This window comes from Streptomyces pratensis, from assembly GCF_037137275.1.
Lineage (GTDB): Bacteria > Actinomycetota > Actinomycetes > Streptomycetales > Streptomycetaceae > Streptomyces > Streptomyces pratensis_B.
The window spans coordinates 1-23,864 of sequence record NZ_JBBBEN010000083.1 but is presented as its reverse complement, the minus strand read 5'-3'; the positions used below and the strand labels follow the sequence as shown (position 1 = coordinate 23,864).

Genomic DNA, 23,864 nt, shown 5'->3' with positions numbered 1-23,864 from the left:
CCGCTGGGCCCTGCGGGGCAGGCTACCCGCGCCGTGCCGGTCAGCGGCCGCGCAGCCGCCGTACGAGGATGCTCGCGTCGCCCCGGGACTCCAGGTCGGCCAGGACCACCGCCACCGCCTCACGGACGATGCGTCCGCGGTCGACGGCGAGGCCGTGTTCACCGCGCAGGACGAGCCGGGCGTGTTCGAGGTCCATCAGCTCCTCCGCGGAGACGTAGACCGTGATCTTCTCGTCGTGGCGCTCCCGGCCGCTGGGGCGGCGGTTGGCGCCGCGCCCGCCGCGTCTGCGCTGCTGCTGGACGGCCGGTGGCTGCTCCGCGGGGCCGGACGGCGGCGCGGGGCGCTCACCGGAGGGGGTCTTGGCGGGCGCCGCGGAACGGCTGCCCTCCGCGCCGCGCGCTTCGCCGCCGTCGGCCACGGCGTGCTCCTGGCGGCCGGCGTTCCGGTCGCCGCCGACGCCCGGGGCCTGGCCGGACGGGTCGCTCTCGCCGGCGGGCGCGGGCACCCGTGCCTCGTTCGCCTTGCGCCGCCGCTCCGCCGGTGAGGACGGCTGGAGGCCCATTCCGCCTCCGGTGGTGCGGAACAGTTCGTCGGCCCCCGGCAGACTCACTCGGCGTGACACCGGGCGAGCACCTCCCTGGCGAGCTGGCGATAGGCGGCGGCGCCGACCGAGTTGGAGGCGTACGTGGTGATGGGCTCACCGGCGACCGTGGTCTCCGGGAAGCGGACCGTGCGCCCGATGACGGTGTGGTAGACGTGATCGTCGAAGGCCTCGACGACGCGCGCCAGGACCTCGCGGCTGTGCACCGTGCGGGAGTCGTACATGGTGGCGAGGATGCCGTCGAGCTCCAGCTCCGGGTTGAGCCGCTCCTGGACCTTCTCGATGGTCTCGGTGAGCAGGGCCACCCCGCGCAGCGCGAAGAACTCGCACTCCAGCGGCACTATGACCTTGTGAGCGGCGGTCAGGGCGTTCACGGTGAGCAGGCCCAGCGAGGGCTGACAGTCGATCACGATGTAGTCGTAGTCGGCCAGCAGCGGTTTCAGGGCGCGCTGGAGGGTGGACTCGCGGGCCACCTCGCTGACCAGCTGCACCTCGGCCGCGGAGAGGTCGATGTTGCTGGGCAGCAGGTCCATGTTGGGGACGGCGGTCTTCAGCAGGACGTCGTCGGCCGCCATGCCCCGCTCCATGAGCAGGTTGTAGACGGTGAGGTCGAGCTCCATCGGGTTGACCCCGAGGCCGACCGAGAGGGCGCCCTGCGGGTCGAAGTCGACGAGCAGGACACGGCGCCCGTACTCCGCGAGCGCCGCGCCCAGGTTGATGGTCGACGTGGTCTTGCCGACGCCGCCCTTCTGGTTGCACATCGCGATGATCTTCGCGGGCCCGTGGTCGGACAGGGGGCCCGGGATGGGGAAGTACGGCAGGGGCCGCCCGGTGGGGCCGATGCGCTCGCGGCGCTGACGCGCCGCGTCGGGCGCGAGGGTGGCCGCGTACTCCGGATCGGGCTCGTACTCGGCATCGGGGTCGTAGAAGTGCCCCTCGGGCACCTCGGCGAAGTCGGCGAAGCGGTCGGTGTCCCGGCTGCTCTCGTTGCCGGCCGTGGCGTTCACGTGTGGGCCGTCCATCGTCTGGGGGGCTGTCGTCATGTGCTGTTGGGTGGCGAAGGTGCGGACAGCGACGGAGCCGACAGCTTCGAGCCCGATCGGGCTCAGACCCCGTGCGGGCATCCCTGGTTGACCACCCCCAGGAGTAATTGTCGACTTATTCACAAGTCGTCTTACCTCCTTGGATGTGACCAGGAAACTTTATCGATAGGTCAGCGTGGCACCATGCCGACGATGGGCGACTCTATGGCGTGTCACCGGTCCGCAGCAACACAATCCGCCGGACCCGGCCCGATGTGTCGGCAATCGAACACCTCGCTGTCAAGGGTGCACAGCGTCCAAGCCGCACATTTCACCGCCGCACGAAACGGGTAAACGGCTACCTTCGGCGCGAGTCGCGCGAGGGCCTCGACGGACCCGACACGCGTCCGGCCGGACCTTGCTCGGCAAGGTCCGGCCGGACGCGCGGTGTTGACGCGAAGGGGTGGGCCCGTCAGCCGAGCAGGGCGCTCAGCTCGACGTGCGCCAGGCCGTGCGCCTCGGCCACCTCGCGGTAAACCACCTGGCCCTCATGGGTGTTGAGGCCCTTGGCCAGAGCGGCGTCACGGCGCAGGGCGTCCGCCCAGCCGCGGTTCGCAAGCTCCACGATGTAGGGCAGCGTGGCGTTGGTGAGCGCGTAGGTGGAGGTGTTCGGCACCGCGCCGGGCATGTTCGCGACGCAGTAGAAGACGGAGTCGTGGACCCGGAAGGTCGGCTCGGCGTGGGTCGTCGCGTGCGAGTCCTCGAAGCAGCCGCCCTGGTCGATCGCGATGTCGACAAGAACACTTCCGGGCTTCATCTTGGCTACGAGCTCGTTGGTGACCAGCTTCGGAGCCTTGGCCCCGGGGATCAGCACGGCGCCGACGACGAGGTCGGCCTCGACGACGGCCTTCTCCAGCTCGAAGGCGTTGGAGACGACGGTCTGCACCTGCGTGCCGAAGATCCGGTCGGCCTCGCGCAGCTTGTTGACGTCGCGGTCGAGCAGCGTGACGTGGAAGCCGAGGCCGACGGCGATCTGCGTGGCGTTCCAGCCGGAGACACCGCCGCCGATGACGACGGCCCGGCCCGCCGCCGTGCCGGGGACGCCGCCGGGCAGCACGCCCCGGCCGCCGGCCGAGCGCATCAGGTGGTAGGCGCCGACCTGCGGAGCCAGGCGGCCCGCGACCTCGGACATCGGGGCGAGCAGCGGAAGGGCGCGGTTCGCGGTCTCGACCGTCTCGTAGGCGATGGCGGTGGTACCGGAGGCCAGCAGCGCGTCGGTGCACTCGCGCGAGGCGGCCAGGTGCAGGTAGGTGAAGAGCGTCTGGCCCTTGCGGAGGCGGTGGTACTCCTCGGCCACGGGCTCCTTGACCTTCAGGAGCAGATCGGCGGCGGCCCAGACCTCGTCGGCGGTGGCCAGGATCTGCGCACCGGCGGCGACGTACTCCTCGTCCGTGATGGACGAGCCCCCGCCGGCGTTCTGCTCGATGACCACCTGGTGGCCGTGACGGACGAGCTCATGCACTCCGGCGGGGGTGATCGCCACCCGGAACTCGTTGTTCTTGACTTCGCGGGGGATGCCGACCTTCACGTCGATCACGGTCCTTGGCTCAGAGGGGCATCCGGGGTGCATCAGCGCATACCCGGACACATACAGCATAAATGGAGACGCCACGGAGGAACGCGGCAGAGCCAGTCTAATGAAGGACTTCGCGCTGTCTAGCCTTACAAAGCATTAACTTTCTGTCGCAGCACTACGGATTTCGTAGGTAGAACCCTCCTCGCCCAGCAATCTGTCGGCGGCACCCCGGTGCAGCCGGGCCGCCGCAGGGTCCCCGAGCCGGTCCAGCGTGTCCGCCAACCGGAGCTGCAGCGCCGCCTGGAGCCGCACATCGCCCGCGCGCCGGGCCAGCTCGGCCGCCTCCCGGCAGGTCCGCAACGAGTCGTGCGGCCGCCCGGCGTACTCCTGCACCCGGGCCGCCTCGCTGAGCGCCCGCGCCCGCGCCGCCGGATCGCCGAGCCTGCGATGGCCCGCCGCGGCGGCGCGCCAGTGGCGCAGCGCCTCGCCGTACCGTCCGGCGTACGTGTGAACGGCTCCGAGCCGCCCGTAGAGCCGGGCCTCGTCCGCCTGCTCCCCCTGGGTCAGCCGCTGGGCGAGCGCCCTGCCGTACCAGTCGGCGGCCCGGTGGAAGTCGCCCAGCTCCTCGTAGGCCCCGCCCACGGATTCCATCGCGCGGCCGGTGGCGTACAGGTCCTTCGCCGCCCTTCCGGCGTCCAGCGCGGCCCGGTAGCGGGTCAGCGCGTCGTGGGTGCGGCCGGTACGGGCGTCGAGGTCGGCGAGGTTCAGCAGGGCGGCCGCCTGTTCGCGCGGCAGGTTCCGGCGCTGCGCCACGTCCAGGACCAACCGGTGCAGCCCGTAGAGCTCGGGAGCGGCCTCCTCCGTCCCCCGGTGCGCGGCCAGGGCCCGCACCAGGGCCGCCACCAGCCGCCGGGCCAGGGTGTCGAGCTCGCCGTCCGCCACCGCGAGCCGGGCGGAGGCGAGCAGCGCGGGCTGGCGGACGCGCAGCCACGCGCCCGCCTCCACCGCGTTCGGGAAGCGCAGCGAGCGGGGCAGCCCGGCGAGCTTGCGGCGGGCGGCGGAGCCCTCCGGTTCGGTGACCGCGCGGCAGGACTGAAGGCGGCGCACGGTGCGCTCCAGCATCCGGGCGCGGGCGAGCTGGACCTCCCCGGGCCGGTCCAGCTCCTCCAGCAGCTGCCGCAGGAGCGGGGCGAGGCAGCCCGGCACCGCGTACTGGGGGTGCACGGCGCCGTCGGTCCGCAGCAGTCCGCGCCGGACGAAGTCCTCCAGCGCCGACCGGGCGGCGGAGACGGAGCAGCCGGCGAGCGCGGAGGCCGTGTGGGCGTCGGCGAGCCCGGCGGGCGCGAGGGCCAGCAGGCGCAGCATCCGGGCGGCGGTCTGCGGCAGCGAGTCGTGGACGAGACGGAAGGCACGGGCCAGCGGGCGGGCTCCGAGGGGCTGCCGCTCCGGGGCCTCTGGCAGTTCGTGCAGTCGCTTGGCGGCGTCGGCGACCGAGGCCATCGGGTGGGCGGCGAGCCAGCCCCCGATCAGCACGAGCGCCGCGGGCTGGCCCCCGCACTCCTCGGCCAGCGTCTCCGCGGTACGGGGGTCGACGGTGATGCGGACCTGCCCGATGGCGCGGGAGAGCAGCCGCACGGCCGCACCCGTCTCCAGCCCGCCCAGGGTGCAGGGCCGTACGCCGGGGATGCCGGTCAGCGGCCCGGTGGAGGTGGCGACCACCAGGCAGTCCGGGTTCTCCGGAAGCAGCGGGTCGACCTGTTCGGCGTCGGCCGCGTCGTCCAGCAGGAGGACGAGACGGCGTACGGCCAGGGCCTCGCGGACCATCTCGGACAGTTCGTCCTCGTCCGCGCCGGGCGGGACCGCCCTGCCGAGCAGCCCGAGGATCTCGCCCGCGGTGCGCTCGGTGGGGACGGGTGCGCCGCCGGGGTCGGTGAGGCCGACCCGGAGCACGCCGTCGGGGTAGTCGCCGGAGCCCGTGCCGGCGGCGGCCCACGGCAGCACCCCCGTGCCGGCGGAGGAGTCCCTGGCGCCGCCGGTCCCGGCGAGGGCCCCGGCCAGCTCCTCCGCCAGTGCGCTGCGGCCCGCCCCGGGGCGGCCGGCGATGAGCAGGATGCGGGCGCGGGGCGTCTTGCGGCCGGCCAGGGTGTCCAGGCCCGCGCGTGCGATGTCTCCCCGCAGGGCCTTCAACTCGCGTTCTCGGCCGAGGAGTCGGGGCGGGGCGGCGCCAGGCGACTCCTGGGTCCCCGCAGCTTCGGCCGGGCCGCTGGTGTCCACCGCCTGATCGGTCACGAGCCACGCTCCACTTCGCTGCACGCGGTGCCCGCCGGGACTCCGGTGCGGGCCTTTCGAGCGTAGTTCAGCGGTGATGACGATCACTGCGGAGCGCGGCGGGCCACCGGAGAACATCCCCCGATCGGATCAGCATTTCTGATGATTGTCCGACCGGAGACGGCGAGAGTACCGGCGGCAGACGGCCCGTCAGGCCTCGAAGGGCCGGGCCGGCCAGGGCGCCTCTGCGGGACGGAGCGAGTCGACGCCCTCGCCCGCCAGCACGGCGGTGAGGGCGAGGGCCCCGACGACCAGGCAGTTGTTGTGCAGGTCTCCCGCCAGCACCGAGCGGACCAGCTCGGGCAGCGGCACCCGGGCGTGCTCCATGTCGGCCTCCTCCTCCGCGACCGCGTAGCGCTCGCCCTCGACCTCGGAGAGGTCCCGGGCGAGGAAGATGCGCACGGCCTCGTCGCAGCCGCCCGGCGTGGTGTAGACGTCGCTCAGCACCCGCCAGTCCTCGGCCTTGACGTGTGCCTCCTCGTAGAGCTCGCGCTGGGCGGCGTGCAGCGGGTTCTCGCCGGGGATGTCGAGCAGCCCGGCCGGGATCTCCCAGAGTCTGTGGCGCACCGGGTGACGGTACTGCCGCAGGACGATGACCCGCTGCTCGTCGTCGAGCGCGAGGACCGCCACGGAGCCGGGGTGGACCTGGTAGTCGCGGCGGGCGACACTGCCGTCGGGCATCACCACGTCGTCGGTGCGGACGCTGGTCTTCTTGCCGGTGAAGGGGGTGGCGGTCGCGGTGACCCGCCACTCCTCGGGCGTGTCCTGGATACCCATGTACGTCCTCCCACGAACAAACGGAAAACCGGGGTACGCGTCCGTGAAGGACCCGTACCCCGGTCAACCGTAATGCCTCGCTGCTACTCGCCCGCGCCGCGAGCGGCGACCTGCCGGGCGACGGCGGCCTTGACCAGTCCCGCGAAGAGCGGGTGCGGCCGGGTCGGGCGGGAGCGCAGCTCCGGGTGCGCCTGCGTGGCGACCAGGTAGGGGTGCGCCTCGCGCGCGTACTCGACGTACTCGACGAGCTTGTTGTCCGGGGAGGTCCCGGAGAAGACCAGTCCGGCCTTCTTCTCCAGCTCCGCGCGGTAGGCGTTGTTGACCTCGTAGCGGTGGCGGTGGCGCTCCTCCACGTACGGCTGGTCGTCGTACGCCTCGCGCACCAGGGAGCCCTCGGCGAGCTTGGCCGGGTAGAGGCCGAGGCGCATGGTGCCGCCGAGGTCGCCCGCGCCCTCGACGTAGGCGAGCTGCTCCTCCATCGTCGAGATGACGGGGTGGGAGGTGGCGGCGTCGAACTCGGTGGAGTTGGCGTCGGGGATTCCGGCGAGGTTGCGCGCCGCCTCGATCACGATGCACTGGAGGCCCAGGCAGAGGCCGAGCAGCGGGACCTTGTTCTGGCGGGCGTAGCGGATGGCGCCGACCTTGCCGTCGACCCCGCGCTCGCCGAAACCGCCGGGGATGCAGATCGCGTCGACCTCGCCGAGGTGCTCGGCGGCGCCGGCCTCGGTGCGGCAGTCGTCGGACGCGACCCACTTGACCTTGACCCGGGCCTTGTTGGCGAAGCCGCCGGCGCGGATCGCCTCGGTGACCGAGAGGTAGGCGTCGGGCAGGTCGATGTACTTGCCGACGAGCGCGACGACGACCTCGTGGTCCGGGTTGTGGACCCGGTCCAGCAGATCGTCCCAGATGGTCCAGTCGACGTCGCGGAACGGCAGGTCGAGCTTGCGCACGACGTAGGCGTCCAGGCCCTCGGTGTGCAGCACCTTGGGGATGTCGTAGATCGACTTGGCGTCCGGGCAGGCCACCACGGCGGCCTCGTCGACGTCGCACATCAGCGAGATCTTGCGCTTGATGGACGTCGGGACCTCGCGGTCGGCGCGCAGCACGATCGCGTCCGGCTGGATGCCGATGTTCCGCAGGGCGGCCACCGAGTGCTGGGTGGGCTTGGTCTTCAGCTCGCCGGAGGGGCCGATGTAGGGCAGCAGCGAGATGTGCACGACGAAGACGTTGTCCCGGCCGACCTCGTGACGGACCTGGCGGACGGTCTCCAGGAACGGCAGCGACTCGATGTCGCCGACCGTGCCGCCGACCTCGGTGATGACGACGTCCACGTCGTCGGTGGCCATGCGGCGGATGCGGTGCTTGATCTCGTTGGTGATGTGCGGGATGACCTGGACGGTGTCGCCCAGGTACTCGCCGCGCCGCTCCTTGGCGATGACCTGGGAGTAGACCTGGCCGGTCGTGACGTTGGCGGAACCGTCCAGGTCGACGTCGAGGAAGCGCTCGTAGTGGCCGATGTCCAGGTCGGTCTCGGCGCCGTCGTTGGTGACGAACACCTCACCGTGCTGGAAGGGGTTCATCGTGCCGGGGTCGACGTTGAGGTAGGGGTCCAGCTTCTGCATGGTGACCCGCAGGCCCCGAGCCTTCAGCAGGGCACCCAGGCTGGAGGCAGTCAGACCCTTGCCGAGGGAGGAGGCGACACCCCCGGTGACGAAGATGTGCTTGGTCGTCGTGGATGTGGGCTGCATAGCCAAAGGGGGCTCCCGTGGTCGCGATAGTGAGGTGCGTACCGGCCGCCGAACCGGAGATTCCGGTGGTGCCGTCGCTGCGGGTTCGGGGGCCTCGTCCGCTCTCGCGAACGACCACCGGTCCACGGGCTACCAGGGTAACAGCGACGGCAGGGGGCTGCTTCCGGCCACATCCTGCGCAGAAGCGTCACACCGGAGACCCCTCGTCGCACGTCACACCCGATCGGTTCGGAGATGTTGCCGGACCGTCGCGCGGATCTTCGTGGTGCGTCGTATCCTGCTCAAACACTCGCTGCCGAGACGGCCGGGCGGCGGCGCCTCCCAGGCCGCCCATCGGTACAGGACTCGTCGGATCTTCCCGGGTGAAAGACCCTACGACCCCTTGACCCGCAGTAAGCGCCCCCGAGGGGGCGACATGGCCGTTCGACTGGAGACGCACGTGGCCGGGCGCATCGAGGATTACGCACTCATCGGAGACATGCAGACCGCCGCCCTGGTCTGCCGGGACGGGACAGCCGACTGGCTGTGCCTGCCCCGCTTCGACTCGCACGCCGTCTTCGCGGGGCTGCTGGGCACCGAGGAGCACGGCTTCTGGCGCCTGGGCCCCGCGAGAACGGAAGGAAGCGAACCCCCCTCCGCCGACCGGAGGCGCTATCGCGGTGACTCCCTCATTCTGGAATCGGAGTGGGACACGCCGCGCGGCACCGTACGGGTGACCGATTTCATGCCCCCGCGCGACGGGGCGCCGCAGCTCATCCGCATCGTGGAAGGCGTCAGCGGCAGGGTGCCGATGCGCTCGGAACTGCGTATGCGGTTCAGCTACGGCCGGGTGACGCCCTGGGTGCACAAGGTCGACGGCCGCACGGTCGCCGTCGCCGGGCCGGACTCCGTCTGGCTGGACACCGAGGCCGAGACCTACGGCAAGAACCTCACGACCTACTCCGACTTCACCGTGGCGCCCGGCGACCGGGTCGCGCTCACGATCAGTTGGCAGCCCTCGCACCACGAGCCGCCGGGCGTCCCCGACCCCGAGGGGTCCCTGGAGGCGACCGAGCTGTTCTGGCGCGAATGGGTCGAACAGTGCACGTACCACGGGCCCTACCGGGAGGCGGTCGTCCGCTCCCTGATCACGCTCAAGGCCCTCACCTACGCCCCCACCGGCGGAATCGTCGCCGCGCCGACCACCTCGCTGCCCGAGGAGATCGGAGGCGTACGGAACTGGGACTACCGCTACACCTGGCTGCGGGACGCCGCGATCACCCTCTCCTCGCTGCTGCGCACCGGCTATCGCGAAGAGGCCCGCGCCTGGCGCGAGTGGCTGCTGCGGGCCGTGGCGGGCGACCCGGAGAACCTCCAGATCATGTACGGGATCGCCGGGGAGCGCGAGCTCGGCGAGGCGGAGCTGGACTGGCTGCCAGGTTACGAGAACTCCGGTCCGGTCCGGGTCGGCAACGGTGCGGCGAACCAGCTCCAGCTCGATGTGTACGGCGAGGTCACGGAGGCGCTGCACCTGGCGCACATGACGGGCCTGACCCGCAACGACTACGCGATGGGCCTCCAGCTCAAGCTGATCGAGTATCTGGAGAAGCACTGGGAGGAGCCCGACGAGGGCATCTGGGAGGTGCGCGGGCCGCGCCGGCACTTCGTGCACTCCAAGGTGATGGCCTGGGTCGCGGTCGACCGGACGATCAAGCTCGTCGAGTCCGGTGACGTCGAAGGCCCGCTGGAACGCTGGTACGCGCTGCGCGACGACATCCACCGGGACGTCTGCGAACGCGGCTACGACAAGGAGCGCAACACCTTCACCCAGTCCTACGGGTCGAAGGAGCTGGACGCCTCGCTGCTGCTCATCCCGCAGATGGGCTTCCTGCCGCCGGACGACAAGCGGGTCATCGGCACCATCGAGGCGATCCAGCGGGAGCTGTCCACCGAGGACGGCTTCATCCTCCGCTACCCGACCGAGGGCGACGACGCGGGCGTCGACGGTCTCGCGGGCGACGAGGGCGCTTTCCTGGCCTGCTCGTTCTGGATGGCCGACGACCTCGCGATGATCGGCCGGGTCGACGAGGCGCGTCAGCTGTTCGAGAAGCTGCTGTCGCTCCGCAACGACCTGGGCCTGCTGGCCGAGGAGTGGGACTCCAACCTCCAGCGCCAGGTGGGGAACTTCCCGCAGGCGTTCAGCCACGTCCCGCTGATCGACACGGCCCTGCGGCTGACGGCCAGCGGCGCCTACGTGGGCTGAGCCGCTGACGGCGGGCCGGGGCCGTCCCGGGGTCTTCGGGACGGCCCCGGCCCGCCGTCGCGTCGGGGCCCGGTTCTGCCCGCGCCGGACTTCCGGTTCAGGGCGCGGTGAGCGGTTCGGTCGCGTACGCCCGGTGGAGCAGCTCCAGGAACGGCGGCGCGGCGGGCAGCTCTGCCGGGCCGATGCGGTGCACGGCCACGCCGGGCGTCCAGGAGTTCATGACCACCGCCCCGACGAACACGGGCAGGTCCGCGAGGGCGATCTCCGCGGTGCGCTGGGGCACGCCGAGCTCCTCCAGCCGACGGGCGAGGATGCCCATGGTCGTTCCGGTGAGTATCCGGGCCCGGGGCCACACGACCGAGTGACCGTCCCAGAAGGCCAGGTTCCAGATGGACGCCTCGCCGATGCGGCCCTCGCGGTCGAGGAAGGCGGCGTCGTCGAACCCCTCGGCGACGGCCTGCCGGAGCAGATGCGTCTTGGCCCCCTCGCCGACCTGCTTCAGATGCGGCAGGAACCGTTCGTGCTCCATCGCCGCCAGGGTCAGCGGGCCGCCGGGGCCCGAGGACGCCGGCCCGGTCCGCACCAGCAGCGAGAGCCCGGCGTCGGCCGCGGTGTACTCGCCGGCCGCCGAGTAGACGGTCGCGGTCAGCGAGAGGTCGGCCGGTCCGTCGCGCAGGGCCGCCCGCAGCAGGGCGCGGACCCGGTCCTCCGGCAGTGCCCGGCCGAACAGCTCCACCGACGCGGACCGCAGCCGTTCCAGATGAAGGTCGAGGCCGCGGACCCGGCCGCCGCGGACCTGCATCGCGGTGAAGTGGGCGTGGCCGGCGAAAGCGAGCGGCGCGAGCTCCTGGGCGCCCACGGCCCGGCCGTCCAGGTGCACGGTGTACGGGAAATCGTCGTTCATGGCCGCGACGTTAGAGCTTGACACCGGTGACAAGGTCAAGGGAGAGGGGCACGGACACGTGTTGATCGGGGAGTTGTCCCGCCGGACGGGCGTCAGCGCGCGGTCGTTGCGGTACTACGAGGCACAAGGCCTGCTGACGGTCCGGCGGGCGGCGAACGGCTATCGCGCGTACGGTCCTGACGCGGCCCTGACCGTGGCGAAGATCCGGACGCTGCTGCGGGCGGGACTGTCCACCGAGGTGATCCGCGAGGTGCTGCCGTGCGTGCGCGGCGGGCAGCCGGGGTTCGACTGGTGTGCGGAGCTGCGGGAGATCCTGGCCGGAGAGCTGGCGGCGATGGACGAGCGGCTGGAGGAGCTGCGGCGCAGCCGGGGCGCGCTCGCCGGACTGCTGACCGAAGGATGACCGGAACCGGCCCTTGGGAGGGGACGCTCTCGTGGCGGTCGGACCGCCCCGCGCCCGAACGTGCCCAGGCCGTTCGCCGGCCACGCCGCTGTTCGCCGTGTCCGGGGACGGGGACACGGCCGGAGGCGTCGGCGCACGGGCCTCGTCCTCCGGCAGCCGACAGGAGCCCCGCATCCCCACCCCTACCCCGGCCTCCCGGCGGCCCGGACCGGGGCTCCGGGGGGCGGCTGCCCCTGCCCGGCGTGGTCCGTCTTCCGGGCGGTAGCGTCCTGACCAGGACGGCCGCCCGACGGGCGGGCAGAGCACCAGGGGAAAGCGGGCCCGGTACGTGGAGAGCCACAGCGGAATCACCGTGCAGCGGGCGCTGGAACTGCCGGGGCTGCGCGCCGGGCTCCCGGAAGTGGTGGCCGGCGCCGACCGGCTGGACCGCGCGGTGCGCTGGGTGCACGCGGGCGAGGTACCGAACATCGCCTCGCTCCTCAAGGGCGGCGAGCTGCTCCTGACCACCGGCCTGGGCCTGGGCGCCCGCCCCGCCGACCAGCGCGCGTTCGTCCGCCGCCTCGCCGACCGGGGCATCGCGGCCCTGGTGGTGGAGCTCGGCCCGCGCTTCGGCAGGCTGCCCGCCCCGATCGTGGACGCCGCCCGCTCGGCCGGGCTGCCGCTGGTCCAGCTGCACCGCGAGGTGCCGTTCGTCGCGGTGACCGAGGAGGTGCACACCGAGATCGTGAACGGGCACTACGCGCTGCTCCAGCAGGCGGAGGAGGTGCACCGGCGCGCCACTCGGGCGCTGCTCGACGGCGGCGGGGTGCCGCAGGTCCTCGGGACCCTCGCCGACTTCACCGCCAACCCGGTCTTCCTGGAGACGCCCGACGGCCGACTGCTGTACGCGGCGGCCACCGGCGCAGGCCCGGTGGGCGCGGACCCGCTCCAGGTGTGGGAGGGCATGCGCGGCGACCGGGCGGCCCGCGAGACGCCGCCGGCCGGCGCGGTGCTGGTGGACGTGCCCGGCGGCGGGCCGGAGACCGGTGCGGTGCGGGCGAGGCTGGTGCTGCTCGCCGTGGCCGGTCCGCTGGCGACCGTGCACCGGATGGCGGCGGAGCGCGCGGCTGGCCTCCTCGCCGTGGTGCTGATGCAGGCCCGGCAGGAGGAGGAGCTGACGGCCCGGGGCCGGGGCGACTTCCTCACCGACCTCGCGGGGGGCCGCATCGCCCCCCAGGACGCCCCCGCCCAGGCACGGGTGCTCGGGTTCCGGCCCGGCCGCGCCCCGCTGCTCCCGGTCGTGATGCGGCTGGCCCCCGAGCTGTCCCCGTCGGGCAGCTGGGCGGTGCTGGCCCGTGCGGTCCTGGAGGAACTGGCCTCAATCGGCGTGCCGGTGCTGCTGGGGGTGCGGCCCGTGGAGGGGCGGGTACCGCTGCTGCTGGGGCTGCGCTCGGAGGACGAGCGCACCGCGGTGGCGGACCGGGTGGCGGCGGCGCTGCGGGCGGGCGTGGGGCGCGCCGGACTCGACCGCGCCGGTGCGCATCCGCCGGTGGTCGTCGTCGGGGTCGCGGGCGGCTGGGCCGTGGCGGGCGCGGGGCTGCGGCACGCTTCGGAGACGGCGACGGCGGCACAGGGACTGGACGACAGGCCCTGGTACGACGCCCGGCGGCTCGACATCGATCTGCTGCTGTGGCGGCTGCGGGACCACCCGGACCTGGCGGCGTTCGTGGACCGGGCGATCGGTCCGCTGCGCGAGCACGACCGCGCCTCGCGCCCACCGCTGCTGCCGACGCTCCAGTCGTATCTGGAGCACGCCGGCCGTAAGGCGGAGACGGCGCGCGACCTCCATCTGAACCGCCAGACGCTCTACAACCGGCTGGCCCGCATCGGTGAACTGCTGGGCACGGATCTGGACGACCCGGAGACGGTGCTGGCGCTGAGCCTGGCGCTGCGGGCCCGCCGCCACACGAGGTGAGGCCCGCCCCGGTCCGGTCAGCGACCGCGTCCGCAGGCCGGCGGCTGCGTCAGCTCGTCGTACACGCTGAGGACGTGGGCGACCGTGTCGTCCTCCGTGGGCCAGCCCGCCGCCTGCGCGCGCCCGGCCTGTGCCAGGCGGGCGCGCGCCGCGGGGTCCGCGAGCAGCTGGACGACCGCCCGGGCGAGGGCCCCGGCATCGCCGTACGGCACCAGTTCGGCGGCCTCGCCGACCAGTTCCGGCACGCCGCCCACCGCGGTGGCCACGAGCGGCACACCGGCCCGCAGCGCCGCCTGGGCCAGCGGGGGGCGGCCTTCCCAGCGGCTCGGCAGGAGGGCGACGTCGGCGGCGGCGAGCAACTCGGCCACGTCGTCCCGGTGGCCGACGAGGCGGACGGGCACATCCTCGTCCTCGATCCGCCGTTGCAGAGCGGCGCGCTCGGGCCCCTCCCCCGAGACGACGAGCAGCGGAGCGGGGTCGAGGCGCCGCCAGACGCGGGCCGCGTCCAGCAGGACGTCGAAGCCTCTGTGCGGGAGGAGGCTGCCGACGGCCATCAGCAACGGCCTCTCCACCGCTCCCAGTTCGGCACGTGCCTTGCCCTGGTGGGCGGTCCCGACCGGAAAGGGCAGGGGGGCGGCGACCGGGGCGAGCCGGGCGTCGCGTGCGCCCCGGGCGCGGGCCCGGTCCACCAGGTCGGGCGAGGGAGCGAGGACCACCGCCGCGGCCCGCGCCGCCCGGCGCTCCAGCAGGTGCAGGATCTGGCGGCGGGCGCCCTCCGCGTACCGCCGCGTGTGCCAGGTCATCACCAGGGGCACGGTCCGCCCGCTGAGGGCGAGGGCGGTGCGGGAGGCCGCGTGCAGTCCGTGGGCGTGGACGACGTCCGCGCCCGTGCAGGCGCCTCTCAGCGCGGCGACGGAGGCCGGATCGCTGCGCCGGGGCACCGGGAGGAACCGGGCGCCCGTCGCCGTGAAGTCGTGGGCGCGGTCCACCGCGGGCGGGGCGCAGACGGTCACCTGCACTCCCCGCGCCACCAGCCCGGCGGTCAGCGAACCGACGTGCGCGCTGCTGCCCGCACTGCCGCCGCCCAGGACTTGGACCGTATGCAGTTGTGACACGTTGATTGGCTCCCCGGGGCTCCGGCGTCGGAGGTAAGGACAGCGCCAAGGATGCCAGTGCGTACGCATGTTCCGGGACAGCCGTAACGTTGCTGCGGTACGCGCGGCGACAACCAGCCACGCGCCATCACCCTCGCGGGTGAATAACCGTCATGGAGTTGCCTCGGGGCGGCCCCGGGCCCACGTCGTCCCAGCGCGTCAGCCGGACGCCTCGGGGCGGCAGCTGAAGCGGCCGGGACCGGCGGACGACGCGACCGTGGGGCCTGCCCGGTCGGAGCGCGGCCGCCCCGGCCGGAGCGTCGGCGCGGCCCTCGGCGCACACCGGCGAGGCAGGCGGCCGGCACGAGGGCGCGACGGCCCCCGCCCCGCACAGCCGCTCAGCCGTCGGCGCGCGCCGTGGCCAGCAGCTCCTCGGCATGGGCGCGCGCCGCCTCGGAGTCCTCCTGGCCCGCCAGCATCCGGGAGAGCTCCCGTACCCGGTCCTCGCCCTCCAGGACGGTCACGCCACTGCGGGTGACCGAGCCGTCCACGGTCTTCTCGACCAGCAACTGCCGGTCGGCGAAGGCCGCCACCTGCGGCAGGTGCGTCACGACGACCACCTGGGCGGACCGGGCGAGCTTGGCGAGCCGCCGCCCGACCTCGACGGCCGCCTTGCCGCCGACCCCGGCGTCGACCTCGTCGAAGAGGTACGTCGGAACGGGGTCGGAGCCCGCGAAGACGACCTCGACGGCGAGCATCACCCGGGAGAGTTCACCGCCGGAGGCGCCCTTCGCGATCGGCCGGGGCGGAGCCCCCGGGTGCGGGGCGAGCAGCAGCTCGACCTCGTCCGCCCCGGACGGGCCGTACACGACGCTGCGCCCGCCGACGTCGATGCCGGACGCCTCGTCCGCCGCCTCGGTCTGCCGGATGGCGAACGAGACCCGGGCGTGCGGCATGGCGAGCGAGGCCAGTTCGGCGGTGACGGCCTCGGCGAACCGGGCGGCGGCCTCCGTACGGGCGTCGGTCAACGTCTGTCCCAGCGCGGAGAGCTCGGCCCGCAACGCATCGCGCTCGGCGGTCAGTTCCCCGATCCGCTCGTCGTCGCCCTCCAGCTCGGTGAGCCTGCCCGCACTCTCCTGGGCCCAGGCCAGCACGGCCGTGACGTCCTGACCGTACTTCCTCGTCAGGGCCGTCAGCGCGGCCCGGCGCTCCTCCACGGCGGCCAGCCGCAGCGGGTCGGCCTCCAGCTGGTCGGCGTACCCGGCCAGCTCGCCGGAGACGTCGGCGAGCAGGATGGAGATCTCCCCGATCCGGTCGGCCAGCGCCGCCAGGGCCGGGTCGTGGGCCCGGACCGCCTCCAGGGAGCTCCCGGCGGCGGCGACGACGGTCGTCGCGTCGACGCCCTCGGGGTCCTCCGGGTTCCCCGCCAGCGCGGTGTGCGCGAGAGAGGCGGCGGAGGCGAGGGCCTCGGCGTGCCCGAGCCGCTCCGCCTCCGCGGCCAGCTCCACGTCCTCCCCCGGCAGGGGCTCGACGGCGGCGATCTCGCCCAGACCGAAGCGCAGCAGGTCGGCCTCCTGCGCCCGCTCCCGGGCCCGGGTGGTCAGCTCCTCCAGGTCCGCGGCGACGGCCCGCAGCCGCCCGTAGGCCGTCGCGTACGCGGCCAGCGGCTCCGCGACGCCGGCGCCGGCGTACCGGTCCAGCGCCTGCCGCTGCCGTGCCGGCTTGAGCAGCCCCTGCTGGTCGGTCTGACCGTGCACGGCGACGAGGTCGTCCGCGAGCTCGGTGAGGACCCCCACCGGCACGGATCTGCCGCCGATGTGGGCCCGTGAACGCCCTTCTGCCGAGACGGTACGGCTGATGAGCAGCGCGCCCTCGTCGAGTTCCGCCCCCGCCTCCTCGGCCCGCAGCGCCGCCGCGTCGCCCTCGGACACCGTGATCCGCCCCTCGACGACGGCGGCCTTGGCGCCGATCCGTACGAGGGCCGGGTCGGCCCGTCCGCCGAGCAGCAGCCCGAGGCTGGTGACGACCATGGTCTTGCCCGCACCGGTCTCGCCCGTCACCGCGGTGAAACCGGGTGACAGCTCCACCACCGCGTCGTCGATGACTCCGAGCGACCGTATCCGCATCTCCTCCAACACGGACACGACCTTACGAGGTCCCGGACCGGGTTCGCGACGGCCCCCGGTCTGGGGTCACTCTCCCGGGCGTCGCGGGCGGGCCCGGGAGCGCCGGACGTCATCCGGCAGGGTCAGTGGGGCGCGCCCCGCCATCCCGAGACGGGCAGCGCGAACTTCGCCACCAGCCGGTCCGTGAACGAGGCCTGGTGCAGCCGGGCCAGCCGCACGGGCACCGCCCCGCGCCGCACCTCGACCCGCGCGCCGGAGGGCAGCTCCACGGTCCGCCGTCCGTCGCACCACAGCACCCCGTGCGGGGTGTGCGGCTGGACCTCGACGGCGAGCACGGAACTGGGCGAGGTCACCAGCGGCTTGGCGAACAGGGCGTGCGCGCTGATCGGGACCATCAGGAGCGCCTCCACCTCGGGCCAGACGACGGGGCCGCCCGCAGAGAAGGCGTACGCCGTCGACCCGGTCGGGGTGGCGCAGACGATCCCGTCGCAGCCGAACCCGGTCACCGGCCGCCCGTCGATCTCCAGGACGACTTCCAGCATCCGCTCGGGCGACACCTTCTGCACGGCCGCCTCGTTGAGCGCCCAGTCGGTGTGCACGACGTTGCCCCCGCTGTGCACGAGGACGTCGATCGTCATGCGCTCCTCGACCTCGTAGTCGCGGGTCACCACCCGGGACACCACCTTGTCGAGGTCGTCGCGCTCCGCCTCCGCGAGGAAGCCGACCCGGCCGAGGTTGACGCCGAGCATCGGCACACCGGAGGCCCGGGAGAACTCCGCGCCGCGCAGCAGGGTGCCGTCGCCGCCCAGGACGATCAGCAGTTCGCAGCCGTCCACGGCCGCCGGGCTGGCGTCCGTGACGGTCTCCACGGTGTCCGGCAGCGGCAGGTCGGCCGCTTCTGTCGCCAGGACCCGCACACCGAGCCCGTTGCGCAGCAGCCCCTGCACGACGAGTTCCGCGCTGCGGATCGCCGCCGGGCGTCCGGTGTGCGCGAGAAGAAAGACTGTTCGTACCGCATTCGTCGTCAACGGGGCCCCTCCGCCACTGCACGGTCGACATCCGCGGGCTCCAGTTCGGGTGCACCGGCCCGCAGCCAGAGAAAGTACTCGACGTTCCCCGACGGGCCGGGCAGCGGGCTGGCCGTCACGCCCCGCACCCCCAGGCCCAGCCCCCACGCCCGGCGCGCCACCTCGCGCACCGCTTCGGCGCGCAGCTCCGGGCTGCGCACCACTCCCCCGCTGCCGAGCCTCTCCTTGCCCACCTCGAACTGCGGCTTGACCATGAGCACCAGGTCCGCGTCGGGGGCCGCGCACCGGGCGAGGGCGGGCAGCACCAACCCCAACGGGATGAAGGACAGGTCCCCCACCACCAGGTCGACCGCCTCCCCGCCGATCGCCTCCCGCGTCAGTTCCCGTACGTTGGTACGGTCCTTGACGACGACCCGTTCGTCCGACTGGAGCGACCAGGCGAGCTGCCCGTATCCGACGTCGACGGCGACGACCTGCCGGGCCCCCGCCCGCAGCAGGACATCGGTGAACCCCCCGGTCGACGCTCCGGCGTCCAGCGCCCGCCGTCCCTGGACGGTCAGCCCGAGCGGGGCGAAGGCGGCGAGCGCCCCGGCCAGTTTGTGCCCGCCGCGCGAGACGTACTCGGGATCGCTGTCGTCCTTGGTGACGACGACCGCCGCGGCCGTCTCGACCTGGGTGGCGGGCTTGGTCGCGGTGGCGCCGCCGACGGTGACCCGCCCCGCGGCGATCAGCTGGCTCGCGTGCTCGCGCGAGCGGGCGAGCTTGCGGCGTACCAGCTCGGCGTCGAGGCGGCGACGTGCCACTCCTGCCACGTTCGGTTCAGCTCCTGTTGTCGTCGTGCGTGCGGTGCGAGGGCGTGGGCCCGGGGCCGGGCACGGCTGCCGGACGGGCGTCCAGGGAGGTCAGCGCTGACCGGAGCCCACGGTGTACATCTTCGTACACCGCGATGTGCCCCTCCGTCGCGAGGTGGTCCGCACCGCCCAGGCGCTCCAGCTCCGCGTCCACGGGAGCGTGGCCGGTGGGAGTGCGCGCGACGCCGAGCGGTGCGGGCGCGGCGGACTCGGAGGCGGGGCCGCCGGTCGGCGGCCCGTCCTGTGAGGTGTCCCGCCCCCCGGGCGTGCTCACGGGCGGCGTCCCCGTCTCCGGCATCCAGTCGCTCATGCCGGAACGCTACCTCGGCGGGCCGGTGTAGCGTCGAGCACGATGGCGACCATGGAGGAGTGCCGCGGCGCACTGAGCAGACTCTCCGGCCACCTCGCGGCCTCCGGGGGCGGGGTGCGGGACGCCGCCGCCCTCGACCGCTCCCTGAGCTGCCACATCAGGGACCTCGACGTCACGTTCACCGGCCGGCTGGCCGACGGCCGCGTCGAGGTCGGGGAGACCGTCGAGGGGCCGCCCCGGGAGAGGGCCGAGATCAGACTCGCGATGACGAGCGACGACCTGGTGGCCCTGGTGGACGGCGAGCTGAATTTCGCGAAGGCGTGGGGCACGGGCCGAGTCCGCCTGGAAGCGGGCTTCCGGGACCTCCTGAAGCTGCGGTCCCTCCTGTGACGTGGGCCGCCCCGCTTCCGTCCGGCCGGCCCTGGGCCAGACCTCAGGCGGCTCCCGCCACCGCCCCGGCGCCCGCCCTGCGCGCCTTCCGCGCGGCCGGCACGACGAGGGGCGTCCCGGTCTCGGGGTCGTCGATCACCTGGCACCGCATCCCGAAGACCCGCTCCACCAGCTCCGCGTCGACCACCTCCGACGGCGCGCCCTCCGCGAGTATCCTCCCGTCGCGCATGGCGATGAGGTGGGTGGCGTACCGGGCCGCGTGGTTCAGGTCGTGGAGCACCGCCACGAGCGTGCGGCCCTGCGTCTCGTGCAGCTCCGCGCACAGGTCGAGCACGTCGATCTGGTGCTGGATGTCGAGGTACGTAGTCGGCTCGTCGAGAAGCAGCAGCGGGGTCTGCTGAGCCAGCGCCATGGCGATCCAGACGCGCTGACGCTGACCGCCCGACAGCTCGTCGACGTAGCGCGCCGCCAGCTCGGCCACCCCGGTCGACTCCATGGACTTCGCCACCACCCGCTCGTCCTCCGGCGACCACTGCCGCAGCAACCCCTGGTGGGGGTAGCGGCCGCGGGCGACGAGGTCGGCCACGGTGATGCCGTCGGGGGCGATGGAGGACTGCGGCAGCAGCCCCAGCGTCCGGGCGACCTTCTTCGCGGGCAGCCGGTGGATGGCCTCCCCGTCCAGCAGCACCCGCCCCCGGCTCGGCTTCAGCATCCGGGCGAGCGCACGCAGCAGGGTCGACTTCCCGCAGGCGTTGGGCCCGACGATCACGGTGAAGGAGTGGTCCGGGATCTCCACCGAGAGGTTCTCGGCGATGACCCGCTGGTCGTATCCGAGGGTCAACGATTCCGCGGTGAGGCGCTGCATGGTCGTACTCCCGGAGTCGGTGGGCTGGAGCGGCACGGCGCCGGGCACGGGCAGACCACCGAGCAGCACCGAGTTAGGCTAGCCTATCTTCCCTTTTCCGGCAGCGGCCGGGACCGCTCCCCCGCCTCCCTCACACCACGGCCCGCCGACCTGACGCGCGAGCCGGGGAAGCGGGCGGGCGGCCGACGGCAGACCCGGTGGCCCCCGCCCTCCCAGCGCGTCACGCCTGGAGCCCGAGCGCCGCGACGGCCTTGCCCGTGTCCAGCGAACAGACTCCCGCGCCGGCGGAGGTCCACGCCGCCGCGCAGAGCGCCCGCAGTCCGTCCATCGCCTCGCCTTCGCCCTCCAGGGCCAGCTCGTCCCCGCGCGCGTGCGCCGTCCAGCCCCCGCATCCGTACGCGTCGCCGACGGGCGCCACCTCTGGCTGTCCGGTCAGCAGCCCGCGCAGGTCCCGGTCCACATAGGTCGGTCGGTGCTGCGGCAAAGCGGCCAGGAGCTGGGCAGCGTCGGTCACCCCGGTCAGCACCAGCAGCGAGTCCACGCCCCCGTTGAACGCCCCCTCGATGTCCGTGTCCAGCCGGTCCCCGACGACGAGCGGCCGCTCGGCCCCGGTCCGCAGCACGGTCTCGCGGTGCATCGGCGGCAACGGCTTCCCGGCGACCTGCGGCTCTGCCCCGGTGGCGATCCGTACGACCTCCACCGCCGCCCCGTTGCCGGGCGCGATGCCCCGGGCGCCGGGAATCGTCAGGTCGGTGTTGGACGCGAACCACGGCAGCCCGCGCCGGATCGCGTAGCTCGCCTCTGCGAACCGCCCCCACACCATGTCCGGCCCGCCGTACCCCTGGACCACCGCCACCGGGTCGTCGTCCGCCGACTCCACCGGCACGAGGCCCCGCTCCCGCAGCGCCATCCGCAGCCCTTCCCCGCCGATCGCCAGCACGCGGCTCCCCGGCGGCACCTGGTCCGCCACCAGCCGGGCGACGGCCTGGGCGGAGGTGATCACGTCGGAGGGCGCGGCCGGCACCCCCAGCTCCGTCAGATGCACCGCCACCGCGTCCGGCGTCCGCAGCGCGTTGTTGGTGACGTAGGCGAGGTGCATGCCGCCGGCCCTCGCGCGGGTCAGCGACTCCACGGCGTGGCCGATGGCCTCCCCGCCCGCGTACACCACCCCGTCGAGGTCCAGGAGGGCCGTGTCGTACGCCTCACTCAGCGCCGTGCTGCTCACCGATGGCCGGGACCTGTGCTGCCGATGGCTCATATGACTCGCTCCTCATGGCTGTTTCTGCCCCGATCATCGCGTATGCCCCCTGCACACATACGATGCCCTGATGAACACTTCAGGTCCCGTCGCTCAGGGGCTGCGGCTGATCCCGTTCCGCGGACTGCGTTACGTCCCCGAGCGGGTCGGCAGTATCGCCGCCGTGACCTCGCCCCCGTACGACGTGGTCGTGCGGCCGGACGGGCTGCACCACCTGGAGTCCGCCGACCCGCACAACATCGTGCGCCTCATCCTGCCCCAGGCCGGGACGCCGGAGGCCCGGAACCGGCAGGCGGCCGCCACCCTGGACCGCTGGCTCGCCGAGGGGATCATCGCACCGGACCCGGACCCCGTGCTCTACGTCTACGAACAGCGGAGCGACGAGATCCTCCAGCGGGGCCTGATCGGCGCCCTGGAGCTCTCCCCTGCGGCCGAAGGCATCGTGCTCCCGCACGAGGACGTCATGGACGACGTCGTCGCGGACCGCGCGGACCTGATGCGCACGACGGAGGCCCATCTGGAACCGCTGCTGCTGACGTACCGCGGCAAGGCGGATGCGCCCACGGGGGCGGGAGCGGTCATCGAGCGCACGGCCCAGCTCCCGCCACTGCTCACCACGACGACGGAGGACGGATTCCGGCACCGTCTCTGGGCCGTGACCGATCCGGCCGAGCGGAGCGAGATCGAGGAGGATCTGGCCCGGCACCAGGCGCTCATCGCCGACGGCCACCACCGGTGGGCCACCTACCTGCGGCTCCAACGGGAGCAGCACGCCCCCGGCCCCTGGGACCACGGCCTCGTCCTCCTCGTGGACACAGCCCGCCACCCGCTCCAGGTGCGCGCCATCCACCGGCTCCTGCGCGGGCTGCCGGTCTCCCGGGCACTCGAAGCGCTGACCGGCCTCTTCCGGGTCAGCGAGGTGGACGGGCCGCTCCCCCAGGCGCTGGACGCGCTCGCCGGTGCGGCGGCGGAGGGCAACGCGTTCCTCCTCGCGGGCGACGGCGGCTTCCACCTGGTGGACCGCCCCGACCGGGCCCTGCTGGCCCGGTCGGTCCGGGCTGACCGGCCCGACTCCTGGCGCACTCTGGACGCCACGGTCCTGCACTCCGCGCTGCTCGACGAGGTATGGCGGGTCCCCGACGCCCCTGAGCACATCGGCTACATCCACGACGCCGCGGCCGCTGTCGACCAGGCGGAGCGGCTCGGCGCGACGGCGGTGCTGATGCATCCGGTACGTGAAGAGGTGGTACGGGAACTGGCTCGGCAGGGCGTCACCATGCCCCGCAAATCGACGTCGTTCGGGCCGAAGCCGGCCACGGGCCTGGTCATGCGGAGTCTCGCCACTGGCTGACGGCCACGGGTCCGGGTACGACGAAGGGGGGCGGCNTTGGAGTGCCGCCCCCCTTCGTCAGTCGCTAGGCAGTGGCCGAACCGTCTGCCGGCCCGTCCGGGTCCTCGCCGGCCCGTCCGTCCGTGTACTGCGCGGTGGTCCCGCTGCCGGCGTCGCTGTCCGCGGGCGCTTCCGGGGCGAGAGCGGCCACGTCATCGGCCTCGTCGTCGCCGAGAGCGTCGACGAACTCCACACCGTCGAGCTCGGCCAGCCGGTCCGACGCGTCGGTGGAACCGTCCTTGTCAGCCTCCAGGGCCTTTCCGAACCACTCACGGGCCTCGTCCTCGCGCCCGGCCTCCAGCAGCGCGTCCGCGTAGGCGTAGCGCAGACGCGGCGTCCAGGGCTGGACGGAGTGGGACGCCAGCTCAGGGCCCTGGAGCGTGACGATGGCGGCGTCGATCTGACCCATGTCCCGGCGGGCGCCGGCGGCCACCAACCGCATCTCGACCTGCCCGGCCTTGTCCAGCCTCCGCACCTCGGGCTCGCCGGCCATGGCCATCGCCCGCTCGGGCCGGCCGAGCCCCCGCTCGCAGTCCGCCATGACGGGCCACAGGTCCACGGACCCGGTCATCCGCCGGGCCGCCCGGAACTCGGCGAGTGCCTCGGAGTACTTCTGGGTCGCGTACGCCGCGAACCCGGCCGCCTCCCGCACCGCCGCCACCCGCGAGGCGAGCCGCAGAGCGATGCGGGCGTACGCGTAGGCCTCCTCGGGGTCCTCGTCGATCAACCGGGCCACCATGACGAGGTTGCGCGCGACATCCTCGGCCAGGGTCTTCGGCAGGCTCATCAGCTCCTGGCGTACGTCCTTGTCGATCTCGTCGCCGGTGACGTCGTCAGGGATCGACAGCCGCTTGATCGGCTCCCGGTCGCGGTCCCGGTCGTCCCTCCCTCGGAAGCCGCCACGGTCGCGGTCATCCCGCTGGCCGCCACGGTATCCGCCACGGTCCCGGTCGTCACGACGGAACCCGCCACCGGACCCGCCGCCACGGTTGTCGTC

The 23,864-nt window shown here is 73.5% G+C and carries 20 protein-coding genes; 5 read left to right on the top strand and 15 right to left on the bottom strand.

The window, feature by feature from the left end; all coding sequences use genetic code 11:
* Nucleotides 1–40: 40 nt before the first annotated feature.
* The 6 genes from V9U70_RS11010 to V9U70_RS10985 all read right to left on the bottom strand — a co-directional run bounded on the left by V9U70_RS11010 (nucleotide 41) and on the right by V9U70_RS10985 (nucleotide 8,052).
* Entirely contained in the window at nucleotides 41–610 is a 570-nt protein-coding gene (locus V9U70_RS11010) for a hypothetical protein (RefSeq protein WP_336674407.1), read from the bottom strand.
* A complete protein-coding gene (locus tag V9U70_RS11005; RefSeq protein WP_336674328.1) occupies nucleotides 607–1,725 on the bottom strand; it encodes a ParA family protein in 1,119 nt (372 codons plus the stop codon). The genes V9U70_RS11010 and V9U70_RS11005 overlap by 4 nt, the downstream gene beginning before the upstream one ends.
* Before the next feature lie 370 nt (nucleotides 1,726–2,095).
* Entirely contained in the window at nucleotides 2,096–3,211 is a 1,116-nt protein-coding gene (gene ald / locus V9U70_RS11000; protein WP_336674405.1) for an alanine dehydrogenase, read from the bottom strand.
* Between the two features lie 144 nt (nucleotides 3,212–3,355).
* On the bottom strand, nucleotides 3,356–5,488 hold the full coding sequence (locus V9U70_RS10995) for a tetratricopeptide repeat protein (protein ID WP_336674327.1): 2,133 nt from the start codon (nucleotides 5,486–5,488) through the stop codon (nucleotides 3,356–3,358).
* 189 nt (nucleotides 5,489–5,677) lie between these two features.
* Nucleotides 5,678–6,304: an NUDIX hydrolase gene (locus V9U70_RS10990; protein WP_336674326.1), complete on the bottom strand. Its 627-nt coding sequence runs from the start codon at nucleotides 6,302–6,304 to the stop codon at nucleotides 5,678–5,680.
* A gap of 83 nt (nucleotides 6,305–6,387) precedes the next feature.
* Nucleotides 6,388–8,052: a CTP synthase gene (locus V9U70_RS10985; RefSeq protein WP_336674325.1), complete on the bottom strand. Its 1,665-nt coding sequence runs from the start codon at nucleotides 8,050–8,052 to the stop codon at nucleotides 6,388–6,390.
* Between the two features lie 439 nt (nucleotides 8,053–8,491).
* Here V9U70_RS10985 and V9U70_RS10980 point away from each other — a divergent pair, with 439 nt between their 5' ends.
* Nucleotides 8,492–10,294 carry a glycoside hydrolase family 15 protein gene (locus tag V9U70_RS10980; RefSeq protein ID WP_336674403.1) on the top strand — a complete coding sequence of 601 codons (1,803 nt, stop codon included), beginning with the start codon at nucleotides 8,492–8,494 and terminating at the stop codon, nucleotides 10,292–10,294.
* Between the two features lie 97 nt (nucleotides 10,295–10,391).
* Here the strand turns inward: V9U70_RS10980 and V9U70_RS10975 are convergent, their stop codons facing one another.
* Nucleotides 10,392–11,198, bottom strand: coding sequence for an aminotransferase class IV family protein (locus tag V9U70_RS10975; protein ID WP_336674324.1), 807 nt, complete (start codon nucleotides 11,196–11,198; stop codon nucleotides 10,392–10,394).
* 58 nt (nucleotides 11,199–11,256) lie between these two features.
* On the opposite strand from V9U70_RS10975, the gene V9U70_RS10970 reads away from it, so the two are divergent.
* Nucleotides 11,257–11,601 carry a MerR family transcriptional regulator gene (locus tag V9U70_RS10970; protein WP_336674401.1) on the top strand — a complete coding sequence of 115 codons (345 nt, stop codon included), beginning with the start codon at nucleotides 11,257–11,259 and terminating at the stop codon, nucleotides 11,599–11,601.
* A gap of 328 nt (nucleotides 11,602–11,929) precedes the next feature.
* Entirely contained in the window at nucleotides 11,930–13,555 is a 1,626-nt protein-coding gene (locus tag V9U70_RS10965) for a PucR family transcriptional regulator (protein WP_336674323.1), read from the top strand.
* A 17-nt stretch (nucleotides 13,556–13,572) separates the two neighbouring features.
* Here the strand turns inward: V9U70_RS10965 and V9U70_RS10960 are convergent, their stop codons facing one another.
* The 5 genes from V9U70_RS10960 to V9U70_RS10940 all read right to left on the bottom strand — a co-directional run bounded on the left by V9U70_RS10960 (nucleotide 13,573) and on the right by V9U70_RS10940 (nucleotide 18,964).
* Nucleotides 13,573–14,670 carry a glycosyltransferase family 4 protein gene (locus V9U70_RS10960; protein ID WP_336674322.1) on the bottom strand — a complete coding sequence of 366 codons (1,098 nt, stop codon included), beginning with the start codon at nucleotides 14,668–14,670 and terminating at the stop codon, nucleotides 13,573–13,575.
* A 377-nt stretch (nucleotides 14,671–15,047) separates the two neighbouring features.
* Nucleotides 15,048–16,793 (bottom strand): DNA repair protein RecN, encoded by a 1,746-nt coding sequence (gene recN, locus V9U70_RS10955; RefSeq protein WP_336674321.1) that lies wholly within the window; start codon nucleotides 16,791–16,793, stop codon nucleotides 15,048–15,050.
* 104 nt (nucleotides 16,794–16,897) lie between these two features.
* Nucleotides 16,898–17,803: an NAD kinase gene (locus tag V9U70_RS10950; RefSeq protein ID WP_336674320.1), complete on the bottom strand. Its 906-nt coding sequence runs from the start codon at nucleotides 17,801–17,803 to the stop codon at nucleotides 16,898–16,900.
* The gene (locus V9U70_RS10945) at nucleotides 17,800–18,615 is read right to left on the bottom strand and encodes a TlyA family RNA methyltransferase (RefSeq protein ID WP_336674319.1); all 816 of its coding nucleotides are present in this window, start codon (nucleotides 18,613–18,615) and stop codon (nucleotides 17,800–17,802) included. Before V9U70_RS10945 ends, V9U70_RS10950 begins: the two co-directional genes overlap by 4 nt.
* A gap of 7 nt (nucleotides 18,616–18,622) precedes the next feature.
* Nucleotides 18,623–18,964: a hypothetical protein gene (locus tag V9U70_RS10940; protein WP_336674318.1), complete on the bottom strand. Its 342-nt coding sequence runs from the start codon at nucleotides 18,962–18,964 to the stop codon at nucleotides 18,623–18,625.
* Between the two features lie 42 nt (nucleotides 18,965–19,006).
* On the opposite strand from V9U70_RS10940, the gene V9U70_RS10935 reads away from it, so the two are divergent.
* Nucleotides 19,007–19,354 carry an SCP2 sterol-binding domain-containing protein gene (locus tag V9U70_RS10935; protein WP_336674317.1) on the top strand — a complete coding sequence of 116 codons (348 nt, stop codon included), beginning with the start codon at nucleotides 19,007–19,009 and terminating at the stop codon, nucleotides 19,352–19,354.
* A gap of 43 nt (nucleotides 19,355–19,397) precedes the next feature.
* Here the strand turns inward: V9U70_RS10935 and V9U70_RS10930 are convergent, their stop codons facing one another.
* Nucleotides 19,398–20,219, bottom strand: coding sequence for an ABC transporter ATP-binding protein (locus V9U70_RS10930; RefSeq protein ID WP_336674398.1), 822 nt, complete (start codon nucleotides 20,217–20,219; stop codon nucleotides 19,398–19,400).
* Nucleotides 20,220–20,439: 220 nt separating this feature from the next.
* Nucleotides 20,440–21,477: an HAD-IIA family hydrolase gene (locus V9U70_RS10925; protein WP_336674316.1), complete on the bottom strand. Its 1,038-nt coding sequence runs from the start codon at nucleotides 21,475–21,477 to the stop codon at nucleotides 20,440–20,442.
* 70 nt (nucleotides 21,478–21,547) lie between these two features.
* Between V9U70_RS10925 and V9U70_RS10920 the strand changes: the two genes are divergently transcribed.
* Nucleotides 21,548–22,828 carry a DUF1015 domain-containing protein gene (locus V9U70_RS10920; RefSeq protein WP_336674315.1) on the top strand — a complete coding sequence of 427 codons (1,281 nt, stop codon included), beginning with the start codon at nucleotides 21,548–21,550 and terminating at the stop codon, nucleotides 22,826–22,828.
* Between the two features lie 64 nt (nucleotides 22,829–22,892).
* Here V9U70_RS10920 and V9U70_RS10915 read toward each other — a convergent pair whose 3' ends face one another.
* Nucleotides 22,893–23,654 (bottom strand): tetratricopeptide repeat protein, encoded by a 762-nt coding sequence (locus V9U70_RS10915; protein WP_336674396.1) that lies wholly within the window; start codon nucleotides 23,652–23,654, stop codon nucleotides 22,893–22,895.
* Nucleotides 23,655–23,864: the final 210 nt, after the last annotated feature.